General features: G+C 73.8%; 18 protein-coding genes. 10 read left to right on the top strand and 8 right to left on the bottom strand.

Features of this window, described 5'->3' with window-relative positions; translation table 11 throughout:
- Positions 1-17: 17 nt before the first annotated feature.
- A complete protein-coding gene (locus ACIQWA_RS02555; protein WP_402477144.1) occupies positions 18-1412 on the bottom strand; it encodes a D-alanyl-D-alanine carboxypeptidase family protein in 1395 nt (464 codons plus the stop codon).
- A gap of 200 nt (positions 1413-1612) precedes the next feature.
- Between ACIQWA_RS02555 and ACIQWA_RS02550 the strand changes: the two genes are divergently transcribed.
- A complete protein-coding gene (locus tag ACIQWA_RS02550) occupies positions 1613-1810 on the top strand; it encodes a hypothetical protein (RefSeq protein ID WP_402477141.1) in 198 nt (65 codons plus the stop codon).
- A 50-nt stretch (positions 1811-1860) separates the two neighbouring features.
- Here the strand turns inward: ACIQWA_RS02550 and ACIQWA_RS02545 are convergent, their stop codons facing one another.
- The gene (locus ACIQWA_RS02545) at positions 1861-2634 is read right to left on the bottom strand and encodes a TetR/AcrR family transcriptional regulator (protein WP_402477138.1); all 774 of its coding nucleotides are present in this window, start codon (positions 2632-2634) and stop codon (positions 1861-1863) included.
- A gap of 91 nt (positions 2635-2725) precedes the next feature.
- Here ACIQWA_RS02545 and ACIQWA_RS02540 point away from each other — a divergent pair, with 91 nt between their 5' ends.
- The 3 genes from ACIQWA_RS02540 (at position 2726) to ACIQWA_RS02530 (ending at position 8618) form a co-directional block, all read left to right on the top strand.
- Entirely contained in the window at positions 2726-3571 is an 846-nt protein-coding gene (locus ACIQWA_RS02540; protein ID WP_402477136.1) for a siderophore-interacting protein, read from the top strand.
- A gap of 421 nt (positions 3572-3992) precedes the next feature.
- Entirely contained in the window at positions 3993-7481 is a 3489-nt protein-coding gene (locus ACIQWA_RS02535; protein WP_402477134.1) for a S8 family serine peptidase, read from the top strand.
- 171 nt (positions 7482-7652) lie between these two features.
- Positions 7653-8618 (top strand): alpha/beta fold hydrolase, encoded by a 966-nt coding sequence (locus ACIQWA_RS02530; protein ID WP_402477131.1) that lies wholly within the window; start codon positions 7653-7655, stop codon positions 8616-8618.
- Here ACIQWA_RS02530 and ACIQWA_RS02525 read toward each other — a convergent pair.
- Both ACIQWA_RS02525 and ACIQWA_RS02520 read right to left on the bottom strand, forming a co-directional pair.
- Positions 8615-9352, bottom strand: a complete 738-nt coding sequence (locus ACIQWA_RS02525; protein ID WP_402477129.1) for a response regulator — start codon at positions 9350-9352, stop codon at positions 8615-8617. The genes ACIQWA_RS02530 and ACIQWA_RS02525 overlap by 4 nt on opposite strands.
- On the bottom strand, positions 9349-10569 hold the full coding sequence (locus ACIQWA_RS02520; RefSeq protein WP_402477126.1) for a sensor histidine kinase: 1221 nt from the start codon (positions 10567-10569) through the stop codon (positions 9349-9351). Before ACIQWA_RS02520 ends, ACIQWA_RS02525 begins: the two co-directional genes overlap by 4 nt.
- A gap of 260 nt (positions 10570-10829) precedes the next feature.
- Here ACIQWA_RS02520 and ACIQWA_RS02515 point away from each other — a divergent pair, with 260 nt between their 5' ends.
- Both ACIQWA_RS02515 and ACIQWA_RS02510 read left to right on the top strand, forming a co-directional pair.
- On the top strand, positions 10830-13049 hold the full coding sequence (locus ACIQWA_RS02515; protein ID WP_402477124.1) for an MMPL family transporter: 2220 nt from the start codon (positions 10830-10832) through the stop codon (positions 13047-13049).
- Between the two features lie 195 nt (positions 13050-13244).
- Complete coding sequence (locus ACIQWA_RS02510; protein WP_402477123.1) at positions 13245-13610, top strand: peptidoglycan-binding protein; 366 nt, start codon at positions 13245-13247, stop codon at positions 13608-13610.
- A gap of 84 nt (positions 13611-13694) precedes the next feature.
- On the opposite strand, the gene ACIQWA_RS02505 is transcribed toward ACIQWA_RS02510, so the two are convergent.
- From ACIQWA_RS02505 to ACIQWA_RS02495, 3 genes are all read right to left on the bottom strand, one after another.
- Positions 13695-15164, bottom strand: coding sequence for a VWA domain-containing protein (locus ACIQWA_RS02505; protein ID WP_402477120.1), 1470 nt, complete (start codon positions 15162-15164; stop codon positions 13695-13697).
- Positions 15161-16054: a MoxR family ATPase gene (locus tag ACIQWA_RS02500; RefSeq protein WP_360230504.1), complete on the bottom strand. Its 894-nt coding sequence runs from the start codon at positions 16052-16054 to the stop codon at positions 15161-15163. Before ACIQWA_RS02500 ends, ACIQWA_RS02505 begins: the two co-directional genes overlap by 4 nt.
- Before the next feature lie 215 nt (positions 16055-16269).
- The gene (locus ACIQWA_RS02495; RefSeq protein WP_402477118.1) at positions 16270-16935 is read right to left on the bottom strand and encodes a Tat pathway signal sequence domain protein; all 666 of its coding nucleotides are present in this window, start codon (positions 16933-16935) and stop codon (positions 16270-16272) included.
- A gap of 507 nt (positions 16936-17442) precedes the next feature.
- Here ACIQWA_RS02495 and ACIQWA_RS02490 point away from each other — a divergent pair.
- The 3 genes from ACIQWA_RS02490 (at position 17443) to ACIQWA_RS02480 (ending at position 19625) form a co-directional block, all read left to right on the top strand.
- The gene (locus ACIQWA_RS02490) at positions 17443-18204 is read left to right on the top strand and encodes a TetR/AcrR family transcriptional regulator (protein ID WP_402477116.1); all 762 of its coding nucleotides are present in this window, start codon (positions 17443-17445) and stop codon (positions 18202-18204) included.
- A gap of 141 nt (positions 18205-18345) precedes the next feature.
- Complete coding sequence (locus tag ACIQWA_RS02485; RefSeq protein ID WP_360230510.1) at positions 18346-19002, top strand: DUF6230 family protein; 657 nt, start codon at positions 18346-18348, stop codon at positions 19000-19002.
- A 2-nt stretch (positions 19003-19004) separates the two neighbouring features.
- Positions 19005-19625 (top strand): DUF6114 domain-containing protein, encoded by a 621-nt coding sequence (locus tag ACIQWA_RS02480; protein WP_402477113.1) that lies wholly within the window; start codon positions 19005-19007, stop codon positions 19623-19625.
- A 369-nt stretch (positions 19626-19994) separates the two neighbouring features.
- On the opposite strand, the gene ACIQWA_RS02475 is transcribed toward ACIQWA_RS02480, so the two are convergent.
- Positions 19995-21398 (bottom strand): selenium-binding protein SBP56-related protein, encoded by a 1404-nt coding sequence (locus tag ACIQWA_RS02475; RefSeq protein ID WP_402477112.1) that lies wholly within the window; start codon positions 21396-21398, stop codon positions 19995-19997.
- A gap of 356 nt (positions 21399-21754) precedes the next feature.
- On the opposite strand from ACIQWA_RS02475, the gene ACIQWA_RS02470 reads away from it, so the two are divergent.
- Complete coding sequence (locus tag ACIQWA_RS02470; RefSeq protein ID WP_402477110.1) at positions 21755-22726, top strand: alpha/beta hydrolase; 972 nt, start codon at positions 21755-21757, stop codon at positions 22724-22726.
- The last annotated feature ends 32 nt before the right edge of the window (positions 22727-22758 follow it).

Here is a 22758-nt window from a genome sequence, read left to right as displayed (position 1 = left end):
AGGGGAGCTTTCGCGGGTCAGCTGTCCCGGCGCGGGCGGGTGCCGCGGAGGAGGGCACGGGCGCGGCGGGTGAGGCGGCGGCCGGCGCGGCTGCCGACGCCGGTGGCGCCGATCCGGCCGGTGCCGGTGCGCCCGCCGCTGCGTGTCGGGGCCGTGGGAGCCGTGCGGGCAGCGGCGAGGGCGGCGCGGCGCCGGGCGGAGCCGCGGGCGGTGCCCCAGACGGCGAGCCCGGTGGCGACGGCGGCGCCGGTCCAGAGGGCGGGGGCGAGGACGGAGTCGTTGCCGTCGAGGACGGGCGTGCGGGACCAGGGCGGCAGGTCGGCCTCGCTGTCCGCGGCGGCCTGCGGGGCGCCGCCGGACGGGGCGGCGGGGGTGCCCGGCGCGCCGCCCGCGGCGGTGCCCTTCGGCGCGGCGAGGTCCTCGACCAGCTGCCCGACCGGCTGGACCTTGCCCGCCGCGGCGAAGCCCCAGTCCAGCAGGCTGGCGGCCTCGTCGTAGACCTTGCCCTGCGCCTCGGGGTGCATCACGGTCACCAGCAGGGTGCGGCCGCCGCGTTCGGCGGCGCCGGTGAAGGTGGCGCCCGCGTTGGTGGTGTAGCCGTTCTTGACGCCGATCAGGCCGGGGTACTTGCCGAGCAGCCGGTCGGTGTTGGCGATGTCGAAGGCGGTGCGCTGGCCGGTGGTCTTGTCGAGTCCGCCGGGGAAGCGGGCGGTGCGGGTGGCGCAGTAGGACCGGAAGTCGGCGTTGCGCAGCCCGGCGCGGGCGAACAGGGTGAGGTCGTACGCGGAGGAGACCTGGCCGTCCATGTCGTAGCCGTCGGGGGAGACCACCTTGGTGTCCAGGGCCTGGAGGGACTGGGCCCGGGCCTGCATCTCCCGGACGGTCTGCTGGACGCCGCCGTTCATGTGGGCCAGGACGTGCACGGCGTCGTTGCCGGAGCTGAGGAAGACGCCCCGCCAGAGGTCCTCGACCCGGTACGGCAGGTTCTCCTTGACGCCGACCAGGCTGCTGCCGACGCCGAGGTCGGCGAGTTCGGCGGTGGTGACCTGGTGCTCCGTGGCGCGGTCGAGCTTGGGCAGCACGGTGTCCGCGAACAGCATCTTGAGGGTGCTGGCCGGGGGCAGCGGCCGGTGGGCGTCGCGCGCGGCGAGCACCTCGCCGGTGCCGGCGTCGGCGATCAGCCAGGAGCGGCCGGTCAGTTCGGCGGGCAGGGCGGGGGCCCCGGCCAGCGGCGCGACCTGGACGGCCGGGCGGCCGAGCCGCTCGCCGCCGACGGTGGAGGCGGCGTCCTGGGCGAGGGCCGCCGGGGCGCCGACGGCGAGCACCAGGGCGGAGGCGGCGGAGGCGGCCGCGACCCTGGCGACGGTCGGTGGTTTCTGCTGCGGTTTCCGCTGCACACGCTTTGGCTGCACACCGCGAACGTACCGGCGCAGCCGTCGGGCCGCCGTGCCTGCTGCTCCGTCCGGAGGGAGGGCGGGGCGCGACTCGGGGTGCGACGAGGGGTGCGACTCGGGGCGCGACGAGCGGCGCGACGAGCGGCGCGACTTTGGTCAACGCCGGTCGCACCGAAAGTCGGTTGGGTGCGGGACCGCGGATTCCTAGGCTCGGGGGCATGAAGAACCTGCTCGGTTACCTCGGTTTCGTCCTGATCCTGGGCGGTGGCACCGGCCTGCTGGCCGACCACCTCGGGGGCTTCCGGCTGTTCGGCTTCGTCCGCTTCCTGGTGCCGGACGGCCACGAGACCGCCGGGTACGCCGTACTGCTGGTGCTCGGCGCCCTGCTGGCGATCCCCGCGGCCCGCCGGGGGTAGCGCCCGGGCTCCCGGCCCCGCACCTCAGGCACTCAGGCACTCGGGCGCACTCAGGCGCCGGTGCCCGCGGCCACCCCGTCGAGCAGGACGGCCAGGCCGGTGCGGAAGGCGTCCCGGTCCTCGTCCCCGGGGGCGGCGCCGCCCGCGCTCTGGAGGGCGGTCAGCAGGGGGAAGCGCTGGGGGAAGTCCGGCGCCAGTTCGGCGAGCCGGGCGGAGCGGGTGGTCCACCACTCCTCGTCCGTGATGCCGGTGGCGGCCGCCGCGCCGCGGGTGTCGGCGGTGGTGGCGGCCGTGCCGCGGACGAACTGCCAGAGCGCCGCGACCGCCCCGCGCAGCCGCCCGGGCGGCAGGCCGGCGGGCTGCAGCGCGGTCAACAGGTGTTCCATGGCGGCGAGTTCGGCCGGGCCGAGGACGGGGCGGGCCTGCGAGACCTGGAGCACCCAGGGGTGGCGCAGGTAGCAGGCGTACAACTCCTCGGCCCAGGCGGTGACGGCGGCCCGCCAGCCGTCGAACTGCGCCGGTCCGGGCGGGAGTTGGGCGGGGAGCTCGGCGAGCACCCGGTCGTGCATCAGGTCGAGCAGTTCGGCCTTGCCGGGCACGTAGGTGTAGAGCGCCATCGCGGTGCGGCCGAGCCGTTCGCCCACGGCGCGCATCGACAGGGCGGCCATTCCCTCGGCGTCGGCCACCGCGATTCCGGCGGACACGATCGCGTCCACACTCAGTCCCGGTTTCGGGCCGCTGCGCCCGGTGCGCGGTTCCCCGGGGTGCCCCCACAGCAGGGCGAGCGAGCGGTGGGCGTCTCCCTGCCCGGCGTAGACGGTCATCCCGACATCTCCTTATGGCGTAAAGTATCCTCGCGGGAGCGACTCTTTATGCCGTAAGTTATCAGGATTCCGTACAGCGAGGGGTTACGCGATGACTCTGCCCGTCACCTTCATCGAGGTCGTAGCGGTCGACCGGATCACGCCGCGCACCGCCCGGGTCGTCTTCGAGGCGGAGGCCCTGGACGACACCGTGGGCGGCACGCCCGACCAGCAGCTCAAGCTCTGCTTCCCGCGCCCGGGCCGGCGCGAGCCGGCGCTGCCCGCGCAGCAGGACGACCCGATGGGCTGGTACCAGGCCTTCCTGGCGATCCCCGAGGCCGACCGCCCGGTGCTGCGCAGCTTCACCCTGCGCCGCAGGCACCCAGGCACCCGGCGGATCGAGATCGACTTCGTGCTGCACGGCGACACCGGCCCGGCCGCCGCCTGGGCGCTGCGGGCCGCGCCGGGGGAGCGGCTCGGCATGGTCGGGCCCTCCGCGCTGTACGCCCCGCCGGTCCCGTTCGCCCAGACTGCGGCGGCGGCCGACTGGGTGCTGCTGGCCGGCGACGAGACCGCCCTGCCGGCCGTGGCGACGCTGCTGGAGGCCCTGCCGGAGGGCGTACGGGCGTACGCCTGGATCGAGGTCGCGGACCGGGCGGAGCGTCAGGAGCTGGCGACCCGGGCCGAACTGGAGGTGCGCTGGCTGCACCGCGACGGCGCGGCCCCGGGCGCCCTGCTGGCCTCGGCGTTCCGGGGCGGCGTGCTGCCGGCCGGGCGGCCCTTCGCCTGGCTGGCCGGGGAGGCGGGCGCGGTGCGGGCGCTGCGCCGCTGCCTGGTGGAGGAGTACGGGGTGCCGAAGTCGGACATCGACTTCACCGGCTACTGGCGCCACCGGCTGACCCAGGACGACGCCCCGACGGCCGAGGACCTGGCGGACGCCCGGGAACGACTGGGGTGAACTCTCCGGCCGCCCCGTCCGTTCTGCTTGCCGGGCATTGTTTGTTTCGAAGGCCGTCGACGGGGAAGAAGAGTCGCGGTGTCGACAAAGAGGCAGCAGGTGGGCGGGGTGGCGATGTTCCGCCAGTGACCGGAGTCCGCCACTGACGTTTTTGTGGCTGCGGAAGCCTGTTTTGACCGTCCCTGACCGGCTCTGATCGGTGAAAAAGGGGCGATGACGGCCGGATTTATACTGTGTATTTTACTTTCTGATGGTCATTTTTACTTTCTGATGGGGTTTTAACCCCTTGTCGTGGTCGTGCCGGATGCGCTGGAATGCGTCCGCTGTCGGGACGCGCGGTCCGGAGCAACCACGCGTCCGACCAGGATTCGCGTAGGCCGGATCGTGCAACCTGACGTCTCATCAGACGAAAGGATGTCCATTGATCGGCTGGCGCAAGACCCAGCTAGCAGCCGCCGTCACCGTCACCGCCGCGTCCATGGTCCTGAGCCTCGGGACCATCGCGAGCGCAGCCCCGACCCAGGATCCGCAGAACGCCCAGGCGGCGTCCTCGGACGGGTCGCCGGCACCGGTGATCGTGATCCTGAAGGACCAGATAGCGGACGCCCCGGCCGACCACGGTCACCTCGGCGCCCGTCAGCAGAAGACGGCCAGCGCGCAGAAGCCGCTGCTGGACAAGGTCAAGGCCAACGGCGGCTCCAACGTCAAGAGCTTCGTGGTCGGCAACGCCTTCTCCGCCACGGTCAGCCCGGCGCTGCGCGCCTCGCTGCTGTCCGACCCGGCGGTCGCCGCCGTCGTCCCGGACGCTCAGGTCCAGGTGGCCCCGGTCGCCTCGACCACGGCCAAGAAGGCGGACACCGCGGCCACGGCCTCCGGCACGTCCGGCGACGCCTCGAAGGCCGTTTCGGGCAGCAACGGCCAGGGCTCCCAGGAGAACGCGACCAACACGGTCTGCCCCTCCGACCCGTCCAAGCCGCTGCTGGAGCCCGAGGGCCTCTACTCGGTCCGGGCCTACAGCGGCAACGGCAACCCCGGCGTGGAGAACCTGGCCACCGGCAAGGGCGTCAAGGTCGCCTACATCGCCGACGCGCTCGACCCGAACAACCCGGACTTCATCCGGGCCGACGGTTCGCACGCCGTGGTCGACCACCAGGACTTCTCGGGTGAGGGCTGGGAGGCGCCGAGCGGTGGCGCCGAGGCCTTCGGCGACGCCTCGGCGGTCATCGCCCAGGGCCGTCAGACCTACGACGTCTCGCAGTTCGTCAACGCCTCGCACCCGCTGCCGGCCGGCTGCAACATCAAGATCCGCGGCCTCGCCCCGGACGCCGACCTGGTCGCCCTCAAGGCCGGCGGCGAGATGATGTCCAACTCGTCGATCCTGCAGTCCATCGACTACGCGGTGCGGGTCGCCCACGTGGACGTGCTGAACGAGTCCTTCGGTGGCAACGTCACCCCGGACAGCGGCGCCCACGACACCATCGCGCTCTTCAACGAGCAGGCCGTCAAGGCCGGTGTCACCGTCGCCGTCTCCACCGGTGACGCCGGCATCAGCGGCACCATCGGCACCCCGGCCACCGACCCGTACGTGATCTCGGTCGGCGCGTCGACGGACAACCAGAACTACCAGCAGACCGGCTACGCGGCCTCCAAGTTCTCCAACAAGACCTGGAGCAACAGCCGGATCTCCGCGCTCTCCTCGGGCGGCTTCACCATGGCCGGCCGCACCCTCGACCTGGTCGCCCCGGGCGAGTCGGACTGGGCGCTGTGCACCGCCGACACCACCAAGTACGCGGACTGCACCAACTTCAACGGCAAGGGCTCGAACATCCAGCCCTTCGGCGGCACCAGCCAGGCCGCCCCGTTCGTCACCGGTGCCGCGGCCCTGGTCATCCAGGCCTACCGCGACACCCACGGCGGCGACTCGCCGTCCCCGGCGCTGGTGAAGAAGTTCCTCACCGGCACCGCCACCGACCTCGGCGTCCCCGCCGAGGAGCAGGGCGCCGGTCTGCTCAACGTCCGGGCCGCCGTCGAGGCCGCCCGCGGCTACGACGACGGCGACGGCACCGACGGTGCCCGCACCGTCGTGGTCAACACCGGCCAGGTCAGCATCTCCGGCACCCCCGGTTCGACCCACACCGCCGACGTCTCCGTCACCAACACCAGTGACGAGCCGCAGTCGGTGAGCGCCACCACCCGCAGCTTCGCGCCGCAGGCCACCAACCAGCAGGTCGTCAAGCTGGACTCGGCCTCGACCGACACCTTCAAGTACGCCACCAACGGTGCCACTTGGGTGCAGAAGCAGGTCAAGTTCACCGTTCCGGCCGGTGCCGACCGCCTCGCGGCGTCGATCGCCTGGCACGGCGGCCCGAACCCGGTCACCAACGGTCCCGTGGTCCGCATGACGCTGCTCGACCCGTCGGGCCGCTTCGAGACCAACACCCGTCCGCAGGGCGGCGCCACCCCGGCCAACTTCGGCCTGGTCGACGTCCCGCACCCGGTGGCCGGTGAGTGGACCGCCATCATGTACACCCCGGCGGGCAAGGCCGGCTACACCGGCGACGTCCAGTTCGGCACCTCCACCCAGCGCGCGGTCCCGGCCGGCGCGGTGAGCCCGAACACCACCGAGCTCAAGCCCGGTGAGACCAAGACCCTCAAGGTCCAGCTCACCACCCCGGCGACCAGCGGTGACAGCAGCGAGGCGGTCCTCGTCTCCAGCTCGAACGGCAACACCACCAGCGTCCCGGTCGTGCTGCGCAGCCTCGTCCCGGTCAAGGACGGCAAGGGCAGCTTCACCGGCACCATCACCGGTGGCAACGGCCGCGGCTCCTCGCCGACGCAGATGTTCGCCTACGGCTTCGACGTCCCGAAGGGCCAGAAGGACCTGCGGGTCGGCGTCACCGTCGGCAAGGACGCCAACCTGTTCATGCAGGGCGCCCTGATCAGCCCGAACGGCACCCCGGTCGACATCGAGGGCAACACGCTGTTCGACGCCCAGGGCAACCTGACCGGCGCCGGCAACGGCGTCTCGGCCACCACGATCAACCCGGCCGAGGGCCACTGGCGCTTCGTCCTGAACGTGCTCGGCCCGGTCAGCGGCCAGCAGCTCGCGCAGGACTTCACCGGCAGCATCGCGTTCAACCAGAACCAGGCCACCGCGGCCGGTCTGCCGAACGACCCGAAGACGAAGCTGGCGGCCGGCAAGCCGGTCACCGTCAAGGTCGACTACACCAACAACACGGTCGCCACCCAGTCGATCGCGGCCGACGGCCGCCTCGACAAGCGCGTCGACCTGCCGCTCGTCCCGCAGGGTGCCTCGGCCAGCGTCAACCTGCCGCTGAGCCTGACCTCCTCGGTGCCGAGCTTCCTGGTGCCGCCGAGCACCGACCAGCTCAAGGCCGTGGCGGCGTCCTCGACGCCGGCGCAGATCGAGCTGAGCGCCACCACCGCCTCGCCGGACCTCTTCGGTGACCTCAAGAAGGCCCAGGACGGCTCCGCCATCTCGGTCGCCATCTCCAAGGGCAGCGCCGAGCAGCCGATCGTTCCCGGTGCCTGGGGCACCTTCGTCCAGCAGATCGGCCCGTTCGGTCCCGCCGGCGCGCCGAAGGGCACCGCCAACATCAGCGCCACCGCGCACACCCTGGCGTTCGACCCGGCGCTGACCTCCAGCACCGGTGACCCGTACGCCGCCGCGGTGAACGCCACGGCCCCGGCCGCCGCCCCGGTGACCGTCGCCCCCGGCGCCACCGGCTCGCTGCAGGTGACCGTGACCCCGACCGGCCCGAAGGGCAGCACGGTCAAGGGTCTGCTCTACCTGGTGTCCGGCCCGACCTTCGTGCCGACCGCCAACAACAGCCTCGGCACCACCGGTGCGGTGCTCGCGGCGATCCCCTACAGCTACACGGTGAACTGACGCTCAACCAGTTCAGCGCGCCAGCCTGAGGCCGAGGCCGTCCCGGAGTTCCGGGGCGGCCTCGGCTGCTTGCCGTGCCCTCCGTCCCGGCCGCGAAACCGCCGGGATTGGCGGCCGGTGGAGCCGGGCAGGAGGTCGCAGAGGAACCACCGACTGGACCTGGAGCCGGAGTTGAACGAGGCGATCAAGCACAGCCACGTCGAGGTGAACGGGGTGCGGCTGCACCTCGCGGAACAGGGCGAGGGGCCGCTGGTCCTGCTGCTGCACGGCTTCCCGGAGAGCTGGTACTCCTGGCGGCACCAGTTCGGGCCGCTCGCCGAGGCCGGGTACCGGGTGGTCGCCCCCGACCAGCGCGGCTACGCCCGCAGTTCGCAGCCGGAGGACGTGGACGCCTACTCCGTGCTGCACCTGATCGGCGACGTCACCGCGCTGATCCGCGAACTGGGCGGGGAACCGGCCGTGCTGGTCGGCCACGACTGGGGCGCACCGGTCGCCTGGGGCACCGCCGCCCTCCGGCCGGACCTGGTCCGGGGCGTCGCCGGCCTGAGCGTCCCGCCGCTGCCGGCCGGCCCCGGCACGCTACAGGCCGCGCGGGAGAACTTCGGCGAGGGCTTCTACCAGATCTACTTCCAGGAGCCCGGCCGGGCGGACGCCGAGCTGGCCGCCGACGTCAGGTCCAGCCTGCGCCGCGTGCTGTGCGGCCTCCAGCCCGGCGGCGAGCCGCGGCCGTGGGTCGTCCCCGAGGGCAGGACCCTGCTGGACACCATCCCGGAACCGGAGCGGCTGCCCGCCTGGCTCACCGACGCGGACCTCGACGCCTTCGCCGCCGACTACGCCCTGCACGGTGAGCGGGCCTTCACCGGCGGGCTCAACTGGTACCGCAACATCGACCGCAACAACGAGCTGATGGCGCCCTTCACCGGCCTGCGGATCGACGTGCCCGCCCTGTACGTGGCCGGTGAGCAGGACCTGGTGAACGCCATGATCCCGCCCGGGGTGCTGGACTACCTGTTGAAGGAGCTCACCCCGCGCCTGCACCGGCACGTCCGGCTGCCGGACACCGGCCACTGGACCCAGCAGGAGCGCCCGGCCGAGGTCACCGGGGCGCTGCTGGACTTCCTCAGGAGCCTCGACTAGTCGAAGCCGCCGGCCCGGTCGCCGTCCCCCGTACGGGCGGTGACCAGGCCGGACTCGTACGCGGCGATCACCGCCTGGGCGCGGTCCCGGACGTCCAGCTTGCCGAAGATGCTGGTGATGTAGTTCTTCACGGTGGACTGGCTGATCTCCAGCGCCAGCGCGATCGCGGCGTTGTCCAGCCCGGTGGCGATCAGCCGCCACACGTCGACCTCCCGGGGCGTGAGCTCACCGGCCCGCACGGCGGCCGGCGGTGCCGGGGCGGCCGCGGCGGGCGTCCGGACGTAGGCCGAGATCAGCCGGGTGAGCAGCCGCGGGGCGACCGCCGCCTCCCCGGCGTGCACCGTCCGGATCGCCGAGCCCAGCTCCTCCGGGGAGACGTCCTTGGGCAGGAAGCCGTGCGCACCGGCGCGCAGCGCGGCCACCACGTACTCGTCCATGTCGAAGGTGCTCAGCGCCAGCACCCGGCACTCCGGCAGCTCCCGGGCCAGCCGCTCGGTCGCGCCGACGCCGTCCAGGACGGGCATCCGGATGTCCATCACCACGACGTCGGGGCGCAGCCGCAGGGCGGCGGCGACGGCCTGTTCGCCGTCCTCCGCCTCGCCGACCACGGTCAGCGACGGGTCGGGGGAGAGGATCAGGGACAGACCGCGGCGGACCAGCGGCTGGTCGTCCACGACGAGCACCCGGATCACGGGGCCCGCGCCGTCCGGGTGGGCGGTGCCGTCGGTCGTCATGCCGCCACCTGCCCGTGCTGGACGGCCGCCTCGGCCGATTCGGCGTCGGTCAGCGGCAGTTCGGCCGTCACGGCGAAGCCGCCGCCCGGCTGCGGACCGGTCGTCAGGGTGCCGCCGTGCAGGGCGACCCGCTCGCGCATGCCGACCAGGCCGTACCCGGCCCGGCCGGTGGGCTCCGGCGGGGGCGCGCCGCCGCCGTCGTCCCGCACCTCGACGGTCACCCGGTCCGGGTGGTAGGCGAGCAGGACGGTGGCCCGGGCCGGGCCGGCGTACTTGCGGGCGTTGGTGAGGCCCTCCTGGACGATCCGGAAGACGGTCAGCCCGAGGGTCGGCGGCAGCGGGCGCGGGGAGCCCTCGACGGTGAACTCGGTCGGCAGCCCGGCCACCCGGGACTCGTCAACGAGCCGTTCCAGGTCCGCCTCCCCGGGCTGGGGCAGCGGTGGCGCGGCGTCCGGTTCGTCCCCGGTCCGCAGCACGTGCAGCAGCTGGCGCATCTCGCGCAGCGCCAGCCGGCCCGAGGACTCCAGGACGACCAGGGCGTCCCGGACCAGCTCCTGGTCCCCGAGGTTGGCCCGGGCGCCGCCGGCCATCAGCTGCATGGTGGTGATGTGGTGGGCCACGATGTCGTGCAGCTCCCGGGCGATCCGGCGGCGTTCGTCGGCAACCGCCCGGTCCGCCAGCAGCCGGCGGTTGTCGGCCACCTCGCGCTGCCAGCGGGCCACCGCCAGACCGGCCCCGGCCACCATGGTGGCGGCCGCCGGGTCGGAGATGAGCTGCGGCCAGATCGGGGCGTCGTAGCGCAGCTGGGTCAGCGTGGTGCTCACCGCCGTCACCACCGTGGCGGCCGCGGTCACCGGGACGCCGCGGCTCACCGCGACCGAGTACAGCGCGACGGCCAGCACCGCTCCGTAGTGCGGGCCCATCGGGGAGAGCAGGTCGGCCGCGGCCTGGAACACCAGGACGACGGCCAGGGCCGCCACCGGGCGGCTGCGCCGGGCCAGCAGCGGCAGGCCGGAGAGGACGATCACGGCGAAGCCCGGCACGGACATGCTGCGGGTGCCGGTCAACGGGCCGAGCAGCAGGTAGCCGAGCACGTCCAGGGTGCCGGCCCCGATGGCCACCAGGGCGTCCGTCCGGGTCCACGGCAGGCGGCCCGTCCACTCCTCCGGCGGTCCGTCGGTACCCGTGTCCACCCCGGGGCGCTGAGGCCCGTCCATCTGTGTTCCTCCCGGCTGACCAGCGCTGACGCCCCCATTCTGGCATCGGTCGGCCGGTCCGGGCGTGGTCCCCCGGGCGGAGGAGCAGGGGCCCGGACCAGGACCACGGTCCCGGTCCCGGCCAGGGCGGGGGAGCGCGGGCCCCCGGGCGGATCCTCCGCTGCCCCGACGCCCCGGCACCCCCGCGGCTGATGGTCTTGGAACAGGCCGGGAACCCCCGGCGCCGAGGCCGACGTTCGCGTCCACCGACCGGAGGAACAGTGATCCGCGCACTGACCGGGTTCTCCACCCGACACGCCTGGAAGGTCATCGCCGTCTGGGCGGTGGTGGGCATCGGGCTGACCTTCCTGGGCCCGATGCTGATGAACCGGGTGACCCAGTCCCAGACCGGGGAGTTCCTGCCGCGCAGCTACGACTCGGCGGCGGCGCTGCGGATCGCCGAGCAGGACTTCGGGGTCAAGCCCGACGCCACCACCGTCACCGTGCTGGTCGCCCGGCACGACGGCAAGCCGCTCACCGCCGGCGACCAGCAGCAGATCGAGGCCGGGGCCGGCAAGCTCGCCGAACGCCGGGTCGTGATGCCCCGCAAGCCCGACGAGCCGGCCGCCCTGGTGCCCGACCACTCCCAGACGCCCCGGGTCGCCCCCGCCACGATGGCGCCCGACCGCACCTTCGAACTGCTCACCGTCGAAATGACCGGAAACTCCTCCGACGAGGGCGTCCAGAGCGTCTACCGGGTCTTCCGGGACCAGGCCCGCGCCCAGTTCGACGGGATCGGGATGCGCACCGGCTTCACCGGCGGCCTCGCCCAGGCCTCCGACACCACCGACGCCAACCGCAGCACGGCGGTGCTCGGCCACGCCCTGCTGACCGGGCTGATCGTGCTGCTCAACGTGCTGGTGTTCCGCAGCGCGCTGGCCGCCCTGCTGCCGCTGCTCGCGGTCGCCATGGTCGGCGGCGCGGCCGGCGGCGCCGTGGCCGGGTCGGCGATCCTCACCGGGCTCAAGCTGGACGCCTCCACCCCCGGTCTGATCAACGTCGTGCTGCTCGGCATCGGCGTCGACTACCTGCTGTTCCTGCTCTTCCGGTTCCGCGAGCAGCTGCGCGCCCGGCCCGAGCAGAACGCCCGGCAGGCCGCCGCCGAGGTGTCCGCCAAGGTCGGCACCGCGATCACCTGCGCCGCGCTGACCATCGTCGCCGCCTTCGCGACGCTGGGCGTGGCGAGCTTCGGCCAGTTCCGCTCGCTCGGCCCGGCCGTCGCCGTCGCCGTGCTGGTGATGCTGCTGGGCAGCCTCACCCTGATGCCCGCCCTGCTCGCCGCCTGCGGCCGCGGGATGTTCTGGCCCTCGCGCAGCCTGCGGCGGGTGCCGAAGCCCGGCGTGGCGGCCCGCTTCGGCGAACTCGTCGCCCGCCGCCCGCTGGCGCTGCTGCTCGGCTCGGTCGTCCTGCTCGGCACGCTGGCCGCCGGCGCGGTGGGGCTCAAGATGGACTACAGCCAGCCCGACGACACCACCACCGCGGCCGCGGTCACCGCGGCGGAGATCGGCCGCGCCCTGCCGGCCGGCATCTCCGACCCGACCACCGTGTACCTGGTCGCCAAGGACGGCGGCCCGCTGGACGCCAAGCGGTTCGACGGCTTCGCCGCGGAGTTGAAGAAGACCGAGGGCGTCGGCCAGGTCGGCCGTACCGTCCTCGCCGACAACCACCGCGCCGCCCGGATCGACCTCTTCCTCGACGCCGACGGGCAGAGCCAGCGGGCCCGCGACCTGGTCGCCGGGCCGGTCCGCGCCGCGGTCGCCGCGCACACCCCGGCCGGCACCGAGGCCCACGTCGGCGGCGCCGCGGCGATCGTGGTCGACATCTCCACCGCCGTCGACCACGACCTGCGCGTGGTCTTCCCGGTCGCGGCCGGCCTGATCGCGCTGATCCTGCTGCTGCTCCTGCGCAGCCTGCTCGCCCCGGTCGCCCTGCTGCTCTCCGTCGGCCTCGGGTTCGCCGCCACCCTCGGCGCCGCCACCCTGCTGTTCCAGCACGGCCTGGGCCGGCCCGGCGTCTCCTTCACCCTCCCGCTGGTGCTGTTCCTGTTCGTGGTCGCCATCGGCACCGACTACAACATCCTGATCACCGACCGGATCCGCGAGGAGATGCACCGCCCCGGTCCGGTCCGCGCCGCCGTGGCCCGCGCCGTCCGGTACACCGCCCCGGCCATTGCCACCGCGGGTCTGGTGCTGGCGGGCTCCTTCGCGACCCTGGCCACCACCCCGGGCAGCGAGCAGGTCGCCTTTGCGCTGACCCTCGGCATCCTGCTCTCCGCGCTGGTGCTCTCGCTGGTCACCGTCCCGGCCCTGGCCGCCCTGCTCGGCCGCGGCCTCTGGTGGCCGCTGCGGCCCGCCCCGGCCACCGCGCCCGGTGCCGACGCCGACGCCCGCCGGCCCGTCGCGGCGCCGCGCCCGGCCCCGGACCACCTCGGCGCCCGCTGACGGCCCCTCGGCCCGGGGCAGGCCCGCGGGCCCGCCCCGGGCCGAGGGACGTCCCAGGGACGCGCATCCCCTGGTGGGACGACCGACGGACCGTCGATCCTGAGTCGCGCCCGGAAGCGGGGACCGTCGCCCCGCCAGGTGCGGCCCCCTGCCACGGTGGCTCGGGCGACTCGAAACTCCACCTGGGGGACTTCCATGCTCTCGAACCTGTTCAAGCGCGGTGCCGTCACCGCCGGCGCGGCCTGCCTCGCCGTCGCCGCCCTCGGCGGGGTCGCGCACGCCGACCCGGGCGTTCCGTACATCAAGCCCAGCCAGCGCGGCGACGCCGTCGCCTGCGTGCAGATGGGCCTGCGGGACGCCGGCTACAACATCGACGTCGACGGGAAGTACGGCACGGCCACCTACACGGCGCTGACCGACTTCCAGGCCAACCGCAGCCTCCAGCCGGACGGCATCGTCGGCCCGAGGACCGGTGACCGCCTGTACTTCGACTACCTCGCCAAGTCGGGCAACGTGACGCAGAGCGAGCTCTGCGCCACCCTCATCCCCACCACCCGCTGACGCCGGGTACCCGCCTGACCACCCGAGGCCGCCGGCCCGCCGCTGCCCCCCAGCGCGCGGGCCGGCGGCCTCGGGTTCTGTGCGCTAGACGGGTAGCAGGCGGCCGATCAGCTCGCCGAGGCGGCGGGCGTTGCGGCAGGAGTGCATCTCCACCACGTCCGCGTACGCCGGGGCGGCGGAGTCGCCGGTGGTCCAGAGGTCGGGGCGTTCGGGGTTGAGCCAGATGACCCGGCGGGCGCGGGCGGCGATCCGGCGCAGCGCCTCCGGGTTGGGGTCGCGGTAGTTGTTGCGGGCGTCGCCGAGGACGAGCACGCAGGTGCGGGGGCCGACGGCGGCCAGGTGGTGGTCGGCGAACTCGCCCAGGGCGGAGCCGTAGTCGCTGTTGCCGTGGTAGCCCATCACCCCGGCCTCGGCGAGGATGCGGGCGGCCAGCCGGGCCGGGTCGCCCTCGCCCCGCCGCAGCAGGTCGGTGACCTCGGCGGTGCGGTTGACGAAGGCGAACACCCGGACCTTGCTGAACTGTTCGCCCATCGCCTGCACCAGCAGCATGGTGAAGTCGGCGAAGCCAGCCACCGAGCCGGAGACGTCGCACAGCAGCACCAGCTCCGGCCGGGCCGGGCGGCGCAGCCGGTACGCCGGGCGCAGCGGCACCCCGCCGGTGCCGAGCGAGCGGCGCAGGGTGCGGCGCAGGTCGATCCGCCCGCGGGCGGCGCGGCGGCGCCGGGCGGCCAGCCGGGTGGCCAGCTTGCGGGCCAACGGGTGGACGGTGCGGCGCAGTTCGGCGAGCTGGTCGCGGCCGGCGGCCAGGAAGTCGATCCGGTCGACGGTGGGGGCGACGGCGCGCTCCGCGATCCGTTCGGCGCCGCGCAGTTCGGCGACCCGGCGGCGGGCCTCGGCGGAGACCAGGGCGCGGAAGTCCCGGATCCGGCGGCGGATCTCGTCGGCGAGGACGCGGTCGGCGAGGTCGCGGTCGGAGCGGTCGGAGCGGTCGTCCGGGCCCTGGTCCCGCAGGCCGGCGAGGATCCGGGCGAGCAGGGTCTCGGGGGCCAGCCGGCCGAGCGCCTGGTGGGCGGACCAGCCGTCCGAGCCGGGCGTGCTGCCGGTGCCGTACCGGCCGAAGGCCTCGATGACCTCGCCGGCCAGCCGGGCCTGGTCGGCCCGGTCGTCGGCGGCCAGGGCGGCGGCGAGGCGCTCGCGCAAGCGGTCGCGGAGCGGGTCGGGGCGGCCGAAGCGCGGCGGCTCCGGGGCCTCCGGCGTGGATCCGGCTGCGGCTTCGGCCGTGGGTTCGGTGCCGCGCAGGGCCTCGGGGGTGCCGACACCGAGCGGGAAGAACAGGTCGAAGACGGCGTCGAAGACCGCCCGTTGGCCGTCCGAGCGCAGCAGGGCGGCGGCCAGTCCGGCCCGCAGCTGCTCCCGGTCGGCGAAGCCGAGCACGTCGAGCACGGCGGCGGCGTCCACGGTCTCGGCCGGGCCGATCCGCAGGCCGTGCCCGCGCAGGGCGCGGACCAGTCCGGTCAGCCGGCCGGCGGTGTCGGTGGCCCCCGGGGCGGTCACGCGAGGGTGAGCTTCCGGGTGGCCTTGCGCACGTCGTCCTGGTGCTTGAGGATCACCCCGAGGGTGTCCCGGACGACCGCGTCGTCCAGGGTGTCCGCGCCGAGCGCCAGCAGGGTGCGGGCCCAGTCGATGGTCTCGGCGACCGACGGGGCCTTGCGCAGGTCCATCGCGCGCAGCGCGCCGACCACCCGGACCAGCGACTCGGCCAGTGTCGCGTCCAGCCCCGGGACCTTGAGCCGGACGATCCGGCGCTCCAACTCGGCGTCCGGGTAGTCGAGGTGGAGGAACAGGCAGCGGCGGCGCAGCGCCTCGGAGAGCTCGCGGGTGGCGTTGGAGGTGAGCAGGACGAAGGGGCGGCGGGTCGCGGTGATGGTGCCGAGTTCGGGGACGGTCACCTGGAAGTCGCTGAGCACCTCCAGCAGCAGCGCCTCCACCTCGACGTCGGCCTTGTCCATCTCGTCGATCAGCAGGACGGTGGGCTCCTCGCCGCGGATGGCGGTGAGCAGCGGGCGGGTGAGCAGGAACTCCTCGCCGAAGATGTCGCCGCGGGCCTCCTCCCAGCCCTCGTCGCGGCCGGCGGTGATCCGCAGCAGCTGCTTGGCGTGGTTCCACTCGTAGAGCGCGCGGGCCTCGTCGATGCCCTCGTAGCACTGCAGCCGTACCAGTCGGGCCGCGCCCAGTTCGGCGACGGCCTTGGCGAGTTCGGTCTTGCCGACTCCGGCGGGGCCCTCGACCAGCAGCGGCTTGCCGAGCCGGTCGGCCAGGAAGACGGTGGTGGCCACGGCGGTGGAGGCGAGGTAGCCGGTCGCGGCGAGCCGCTCGGCGGTGTCCGCGACCGAGGTGAAGAAGCCCGTGCCGGTGGTGTTGCCGTCGCTGCTGCCGTTGGTCATCCGACCCGCCCCGTTCCGGTCCGCCGCGCCCGTCCCGTCCGGGCCCGCGCAGCGCCACCTTACCGGCCGGTCACTTGCTTGTCCCGGGGGTTGTCCGGGGGTTGTCCGGGGGTTGACCCGGGGGTCGGTGGAGCGGCGTACGGCGGGTGGTGGAGCGGCGTACGGGGGCGGCTGCCCGCCGTACGCCGCTCGGCTGGATCCGTTTGCCCGGGGCGTCAGTTGACGTAGAGGGCCGGGCTGCCGGCGACCGAGCTGTCGGTGACCGGGCCGTAGGTGGCGCTGAAGTAGCCGGTCGAGAAGCACAGACCGGGGCCGGAGACCAGGTTGGCGGCCTGGTTGGAGAAGCTGATGCTGTTGCCGGTGTTCGAGGTGGAGCCGGTGATGCCGCTGGGGCTCTGGTAGACGCAGTTGACGGTGCCCAGCAGGGTGTTGAGGACCACGGTGATGCCCACCGGGCCGGCGCTGGTGCCGTTGAGCGAGGCGCCGCCGCCCGAGGTGACGGTGTTGGTGTACGGCAGGCTGGTGGCCGTGACGCTCTTCACGCTCCGGACGCCGATGACGTTGGAGGTGCAGGAGCCGAAGGACTGGCTGTTGAGCTGCTCGGTCGCGCTGCCGGGCGCGGTCGGGTTGGACGTCACGGTCGCGGAGAAGGAGGAGCTGGCACAGCTCACCCCGCTGGTGCTGCCCGCGCCGTTGGTGAAGGTCGCGGCGGTGCCGGGCGCCAGGTTGGCGACCAGGGTGTCGCCGACGGCGATGGCCGGGCCGCCGGCGCTGCCCTGGGTGAGGACGGCGGGGGAGGCGGCCTGGGCCGGTGCGACGGCGGCACCGGTGAGGGCGAAGGCGGCGAGGGATGCGGCTGCGAGCGTGCGACGGATGCGCATGAGGGTGCCTCTCTCCGTCCGGAGACGGGTGGGGGAATCCCGGCGTGCGGGTGTGGTGGTGTGCACGACGGGGGAGGTGCATGGCGTACCGGGAGCTCTGTCGGACCACGGGTGCGGGCGGGCCCGGCGCCACGGGCCCGCTCCTGGGGTACGACGGTGTTCGTGCAGCGGTGCAGCGGTACCGGTGCAGCGGTAGCAGAGGTACTGGTGCAGAGGTACTGGTGCGGCGCTGCGACGCTGGTGCGGTGGCTCCGTGGTGGGGCGGTCCGGGTACGGCGGCACGGCGCGGGGCCGTGCGGACGTGCGGTCTCGCGGGGTGCACGTCGGCGGCTGCCACCGCCGCGGGCCCGGCTCCCGCCCTGGTCCGGCGGTCCGGGCGGCTCGCCCGGGGCCGTCGGAGCCCCCTGGATCCGACCGGTCGCGGCCTGCGCGCCGACCGATTGGAAACCTGGCAGTGTTGTAAACCCGGCGTTACGTCAATGTCAATACAGGACACAGGAGTTGGTGATGGATCCCAAACACCTCCGGAGTGCCGACCTGATCCTGCTGCCGGGTGCCCGGACCGGCCGGGATCCGGCCAGGTCGATCAAACCGGGGCCGCGCCGGCAGCCCGCCGGGGTGGTCGCCGCGACCCAGCGCGAACGGCTGCTGGACGGCCTGGTCCGGACGGTGGCCGAACGCGGCTACCAGCACGCCACGGTGAGCGACATCTGCCGCGCGGCGGGCGTGACCAGGCCGGTCTTCTACGAGCTGTTCAGCGGCAAGGAGGACGCTTTCCTGGCCGCGCACCGGTACGGCACCGGGGTGGTGATCCGGCGGATGGCGGCGGCCTTCGCGGCCGAATCCGACTGGTGCTCCGGGATCCGGCAGGCGCTCGGCGCGATGCTCCAACTCCTCGCCGGTACACCGTCCTTCGCGGTCATGGCGGTGATCGAGATCGAGGCGGTCGGCCCGGCCGGTCGTCGTGAGCGGGAACAACTGCTCAGCCGGTTCCGGGCGTTCTTCGCCGAGGTGCCGCAACTCCCGGGCGGAGTACGGGTGCAGGAGATGGTCGACGCCGTGGTGGGCGGCGTCTACAGTGCGGTCTACCGGCGGATCTCCTCCGGTCGTACTGATGAACTGCCGGATCTGCTAACGGTGTTGAGCATGTTCTGCGTCGCGCCGTTCCTCGGGCCGGAGGAAGCGGCCGACCGACTGGGGGGCCCGGCCCGGAGGATCGGTGAAGATCCTTCGTGCACCCGTATTGACCCGGCGAATACCGGGCAGTAGCTTCCCAGTTACTCAACGCGCTCCGAACGGACCCGCCCCGCTGCCGAGGGGCGGACGGCCCCGCTCGGGGCGCGGAACGCTGTCCGCGCCAGGACAACGTGCCAGCTGCCTGCACACCCATTCCACCCACAGGGAGCACACATGGCCATGTCCGAGGAAGCCGCCGCCGCGGCGGAGACCCCGCAGACGCCGACCGGGAGGAGAAGGGGACGGGTCCGCATGAAGCGCTCCGCCCTGATGGCCGTACCGGCCGTCGCGGTCGGGGGCATCCTGATGACCCTCACCGCCCAGGGCGTGCTCGCCGCGCAGTTCTCCATCTCCGGCATGCCGTTCACCATCACCGCCGACAAGCTCGACGGCGAGGGCTTCGCCCAGTTCGGCTCGCTGGACTCGATGATCCCGGACAGCCCCAACGCCGGCAGCACCGGCGGGCAGGTCCTGGTCGCGGTGTCGGCGATCAAGACCGCCCAGATCACCAACCTGTGCCAGAGCGTCGACCTCGGTGGCGTCAACCTGGTGATCCACGCGGGCGACAAGGGCACCCCGGTGTCCGCCTCCGACCTCACCACCGACTCCGATCTGCTGTCCGGCGACGCGGAGTTCAAGAACATCGAGATCGGCGGCGACGCCAGCACCTACACCAAGGCCGGCCCGGTCGGGAAGGGCCAGCCGGGCGTCTTCGGCCAGCAGGCCGACCACGTCACGCTGTCCAACCTCAACCAGCACAACTACGCGAGCACCGCCGTCGGGTTCAAGCTGCCCAACCTCCGGCTGAGCTTCAGCTCCAAGGGCTGCTGAACATGACGGAGTCCGTACCGGAGCCGGCCGCGACCGGCGAGGGCGCCGCCGAGCGGACCGAGGAGGAGGTGGCCGCGGGGACGGCCGCCGCCACCCCCGCGACCGCCGCCCCCGTCGCCGGCCCCGCCGCAGCTCCCGCAGGGGCCGTCGCTCCCGCCGGAGCCGCCGCCGCGACCGCTGCGCCCGCGAGCCCCGCGGGCCCGGTCAGGCGCGACTGGCGGGGTAACCGGCCGTTCTGGGGCGGGCTGCTGGTGACCCTCGGCGGCGCCGAGATCCTCCTCACCCTGTGGGCCCCGCTACCCGTCCTGCTGCACATCTCACTGGTGGGCCTGGCCGGGTACCTGGTGCCGTCGGTGATGCTGCTGTGCGGCCTGCTGATCCTGTTCAACCCGACCCAGCGGCTGTTCTACTCGATCCTCGCCGCGCTCGCCTCGCTGGGCAGCTGGGTGACCTCCAACCTGGGCGGCTTCCTGATCGGGATGCTGCTCGGGGTCGTGGGCGCCTGTCTGACCTTCGGGTGGGTGCCCGACCAGCCGCTGCGCCGTGGGAGGCAGCGGCGGGAGGACCGGCGCGCCGCGCGCCGGGCGGGGGCCGGGGCCGGAGCAGGGGCGGCCGGGGTCTGAGGACGGCGGCCTCCGGGCAGCGGCGACTGGCCTGCGGGGTGCGGGTCGGGGGCTGCTGCCCGGGGGTTGCGGCCCGTGGGCTCCGGTAGGCGGGCTGCGATATCCGGGTTGCGGTATCCGGGCTGCGGCCCGAGGGCGAGGGCTCGCCGGGAGTCACCCGCGGCGCCCCGCGCACCGGTGGTGGGAGAGCACCGGGTGCGCGGGGCGTTCCGCCCTGCCCGCGCCGGGCGCCGTGGGCATCTCGGCTGGGTCAGCGGCCCGGCCGGGATGATCGCCGCGGTGTGCTCCGAACTCCTCGCGGCGGGGCTGCCGTTGGAGCGGGTCCGGTTCGACCGCGCGGTCTGCCGGTAGACCGCCGAGCGTCGGGGCTCACCGGTAGCAGTACGAGTCCGAGGAGGCGTCCCCGCCCGCCAGGTGGGTCTGGTGGACGCGCAGCCCGCGGAAGTCGGCGCCGTGCGGGAAGAACCGCTCGTCGACGCTCAGACCGCCGGCCTCCGGGTCGGCGTCCAGCTTGACCATCCACGGTTCGATGCCGTCCGGGTAGAACTGGTCGTCCCAGGCGCCGTAGAGCGAGTTGGTGAGGTAGAGCCGCCGCCCGTCCCGGCTGATCTCCACCATCTGCGGCGCCCCGCTCAGCGGCCGACCCGGCTCGGCCGGGTGCGGAGTGCGGGCGGCGACGCCGCCGAGGCGGACGGAGGAGGTGAGCCGGGGGTGGAACGGGTCCGACACGTCGTACTGGAACAGCTCGCCGGTGCCCCAGGCCGACACGTACAGCCAGCGGTCGTCCACCGACAGGTTGAGGTCGGTCACCAGCGGCGGAACCGCCCCGAACGGACGTAGTACGGGCGGGAGTTCCTCCGCCCGGCCGGGCTCGGCCGGGATCTCGATCACCTTGCGGGCGGTGAACGCCGGGCCCTCCCGGTACCAGAGCCAGACCGAGGAGGAGAGGTCCGCCACGTTCACCACCACCCCGGCGAAGCCCCACTCCGCCTGCGGGTCGTGCGCGGGGCGCAGCTCCAGCACCATCTGGTACTGGTCGCCCAGGTCGACCCGCTGGAGGTGCCGACCGGTGCCCAGCTCCCAGAAGTGCAGCGCGTGCCCGTACTTGCGGGCGAGCAACTGCTCGGGCAGCACCCCGTCCTCGACCATCCACGGGGTGCCCCACTCGCTGGTCACCCCCACGCCCGTGCCCAGGTGCCACCAGACGTCGTACGCGAAGTGCTGCGGCCCGCGCTCCGTCTCCCAGGGGCGCAGCACCTCGAAGGTGGTGTGGTCCAGCAGTGCCACCCCGCCGGGCCCGTCCCCGCCGTCACCCGCGCCCAGGCAGGACAGGAAGACGCCCTCCGGGCCGCAGTGCAGGGTGTGCGGACGCGAGTAACCCGCCCTGGCGGCAAGCTCCTTGGCCTCGACCGTCTTGACCAGGCGCGGCCGCACCGGGTCCGGCCGGGTGTCCATCACGTGCAGCCGCGACGACCGCAGCCCCGGGAGGAGCAGGAACCGCCGCTCCGGGTTCTCGTGGCAGGCGTGCGCCAGCGCGCTGGAGCAGGCGTTCCAGCCGAAGTGGTGCAACTCGTCGCCCAGTGTCGGCAGTTCGGAGAAGTTGAGCACCGTCCCGTAGCTCGCCGAGGCCGGGTCGGTGTCCACCGTGAGCAGGGCATCCGGCTGCCGGCCCGCCCGGTCGAACCCGGCCACGTACGCCAGCTTCTCCGGCGGTGCCGCGATCGCCTCGGCCGCTGAACGGTAGAGCGACGGATCGATATGCCCGTGCTGCATGCAGACTCCCCAACTCGCCGTGTCCGTCCGGGAAGCGTTCCACACGAGCACCGGCGCACAGCAGGCGCACGCGAAGCGGCCGGGAAGCGCGGACGGCTGCCCCTGCGCGGTGCACGACGGCATCCGACCGCATCCGCGAGGGCGACAGCCGGGGCACCGTCGTCCAGGCCGGGACCGCGACCGTGCGGGCGGCCCCCAGCCGCCGACCATCGGCACGTCGGCCTGGCGCCGTCCGCCCCGGAGCGCTTCCGGGCGGCTGCCGCGCGGGTCCGGGCTACCGGCCGGTATGGTCGGGGGCGGAACGGTGGTGACCTGCCGGAAGGGCGGGCGGAGCAGAGGGACGGGTGCGGCGGCAGATGGAGTTTCGGGAAGACATCCTGGGTGCCCCCTACGAGGCGGCCGAGCTGACGCTGCGGCCCGATGACGAGGGCGCGGTCTGCGCGACGCTGGTGCGGCGATTGGTGCCGGGGGCGGAGCGGGCGGTGCTGTACGTCCACGGGTACAACGACTACTTCTTCCAGACCAACCTGGCGGACCACTACACCGCGCTCGGGTTCTCCTTCTACGCCCTGGACCTGCGCAAGTACGGGCGCTCGCTGCGGCCGCACCAGTCGCCGAACTTCGTCCGCGACCTCGCCGAGTACGACGAGGAGATCGACGAGGCGGTGCGGATCATCCGGGAGGTGGACGGGCACCGGCAGCTGCTGCTCAACGGGCACTCCACCGGCGGGCTGGTGGGGGCCCTGTGGGCCGGCCGCCGGGCCGGGCGCGGGGTGGTGGACGGGCTGTTCCTGAACAGCCCGTTCCTGTCGATGCCCGCCGGGGCGGCCGTGCGGACCGCGGGCGGGCCAGTGGTGACGGCGCTCGGGCGGATGAAGCCGACCCGGATCCTGCCGTCCTCGCTGAACCCGCACTACACCCACAGCCTGCACAAGGACCACAAGGGCGAGTGGGACTTCGACCTCGCCCTCAAGCCCGCCGAGGGCTTCCCGCTGTACGCGGGCTGGCTGGCCGCGATCCACCAGGGGCACCGGCAGCTGCGGCGCGGGCTGGGGATCGACGTGCCGGTGCTGCTGATGGCCTCCACCCGGTCGGTCTCCACCACCAAGTGGCACAACGCCCTGCACCACGCCGACGGGGTGCTGCGCGCCGACGACATCGCCGCGCAGGGGCCCAGGCTGGGCCGGCACGTCACCGTGGTGCGGATCGAGGGCGGCATGCACGACCTGGTGCTGTCCGGCGAGCAGGCCCGGACCGAGGTGTTCGCCGAGCTGGACCGCTGGCTGGCGGCCTACCTGGACGTGCGCCCGGTGGGGGAACCCGCGTGACGGACGGGCCGGTGGACGGGCGCGCGGACGGG

It is taken from the genome of Kitasatospora sp. NPDC098652 (assembly GCF_044760155.1).
Classification (GTDB): Bacteria; Actinomycetota; Actinomycetes; order Streptomycetales; family Streptomycetaceae; genus Kitasatospora.
This window is presented reverse-complemented; position numbering and strand designations above follow the sequence as displayed.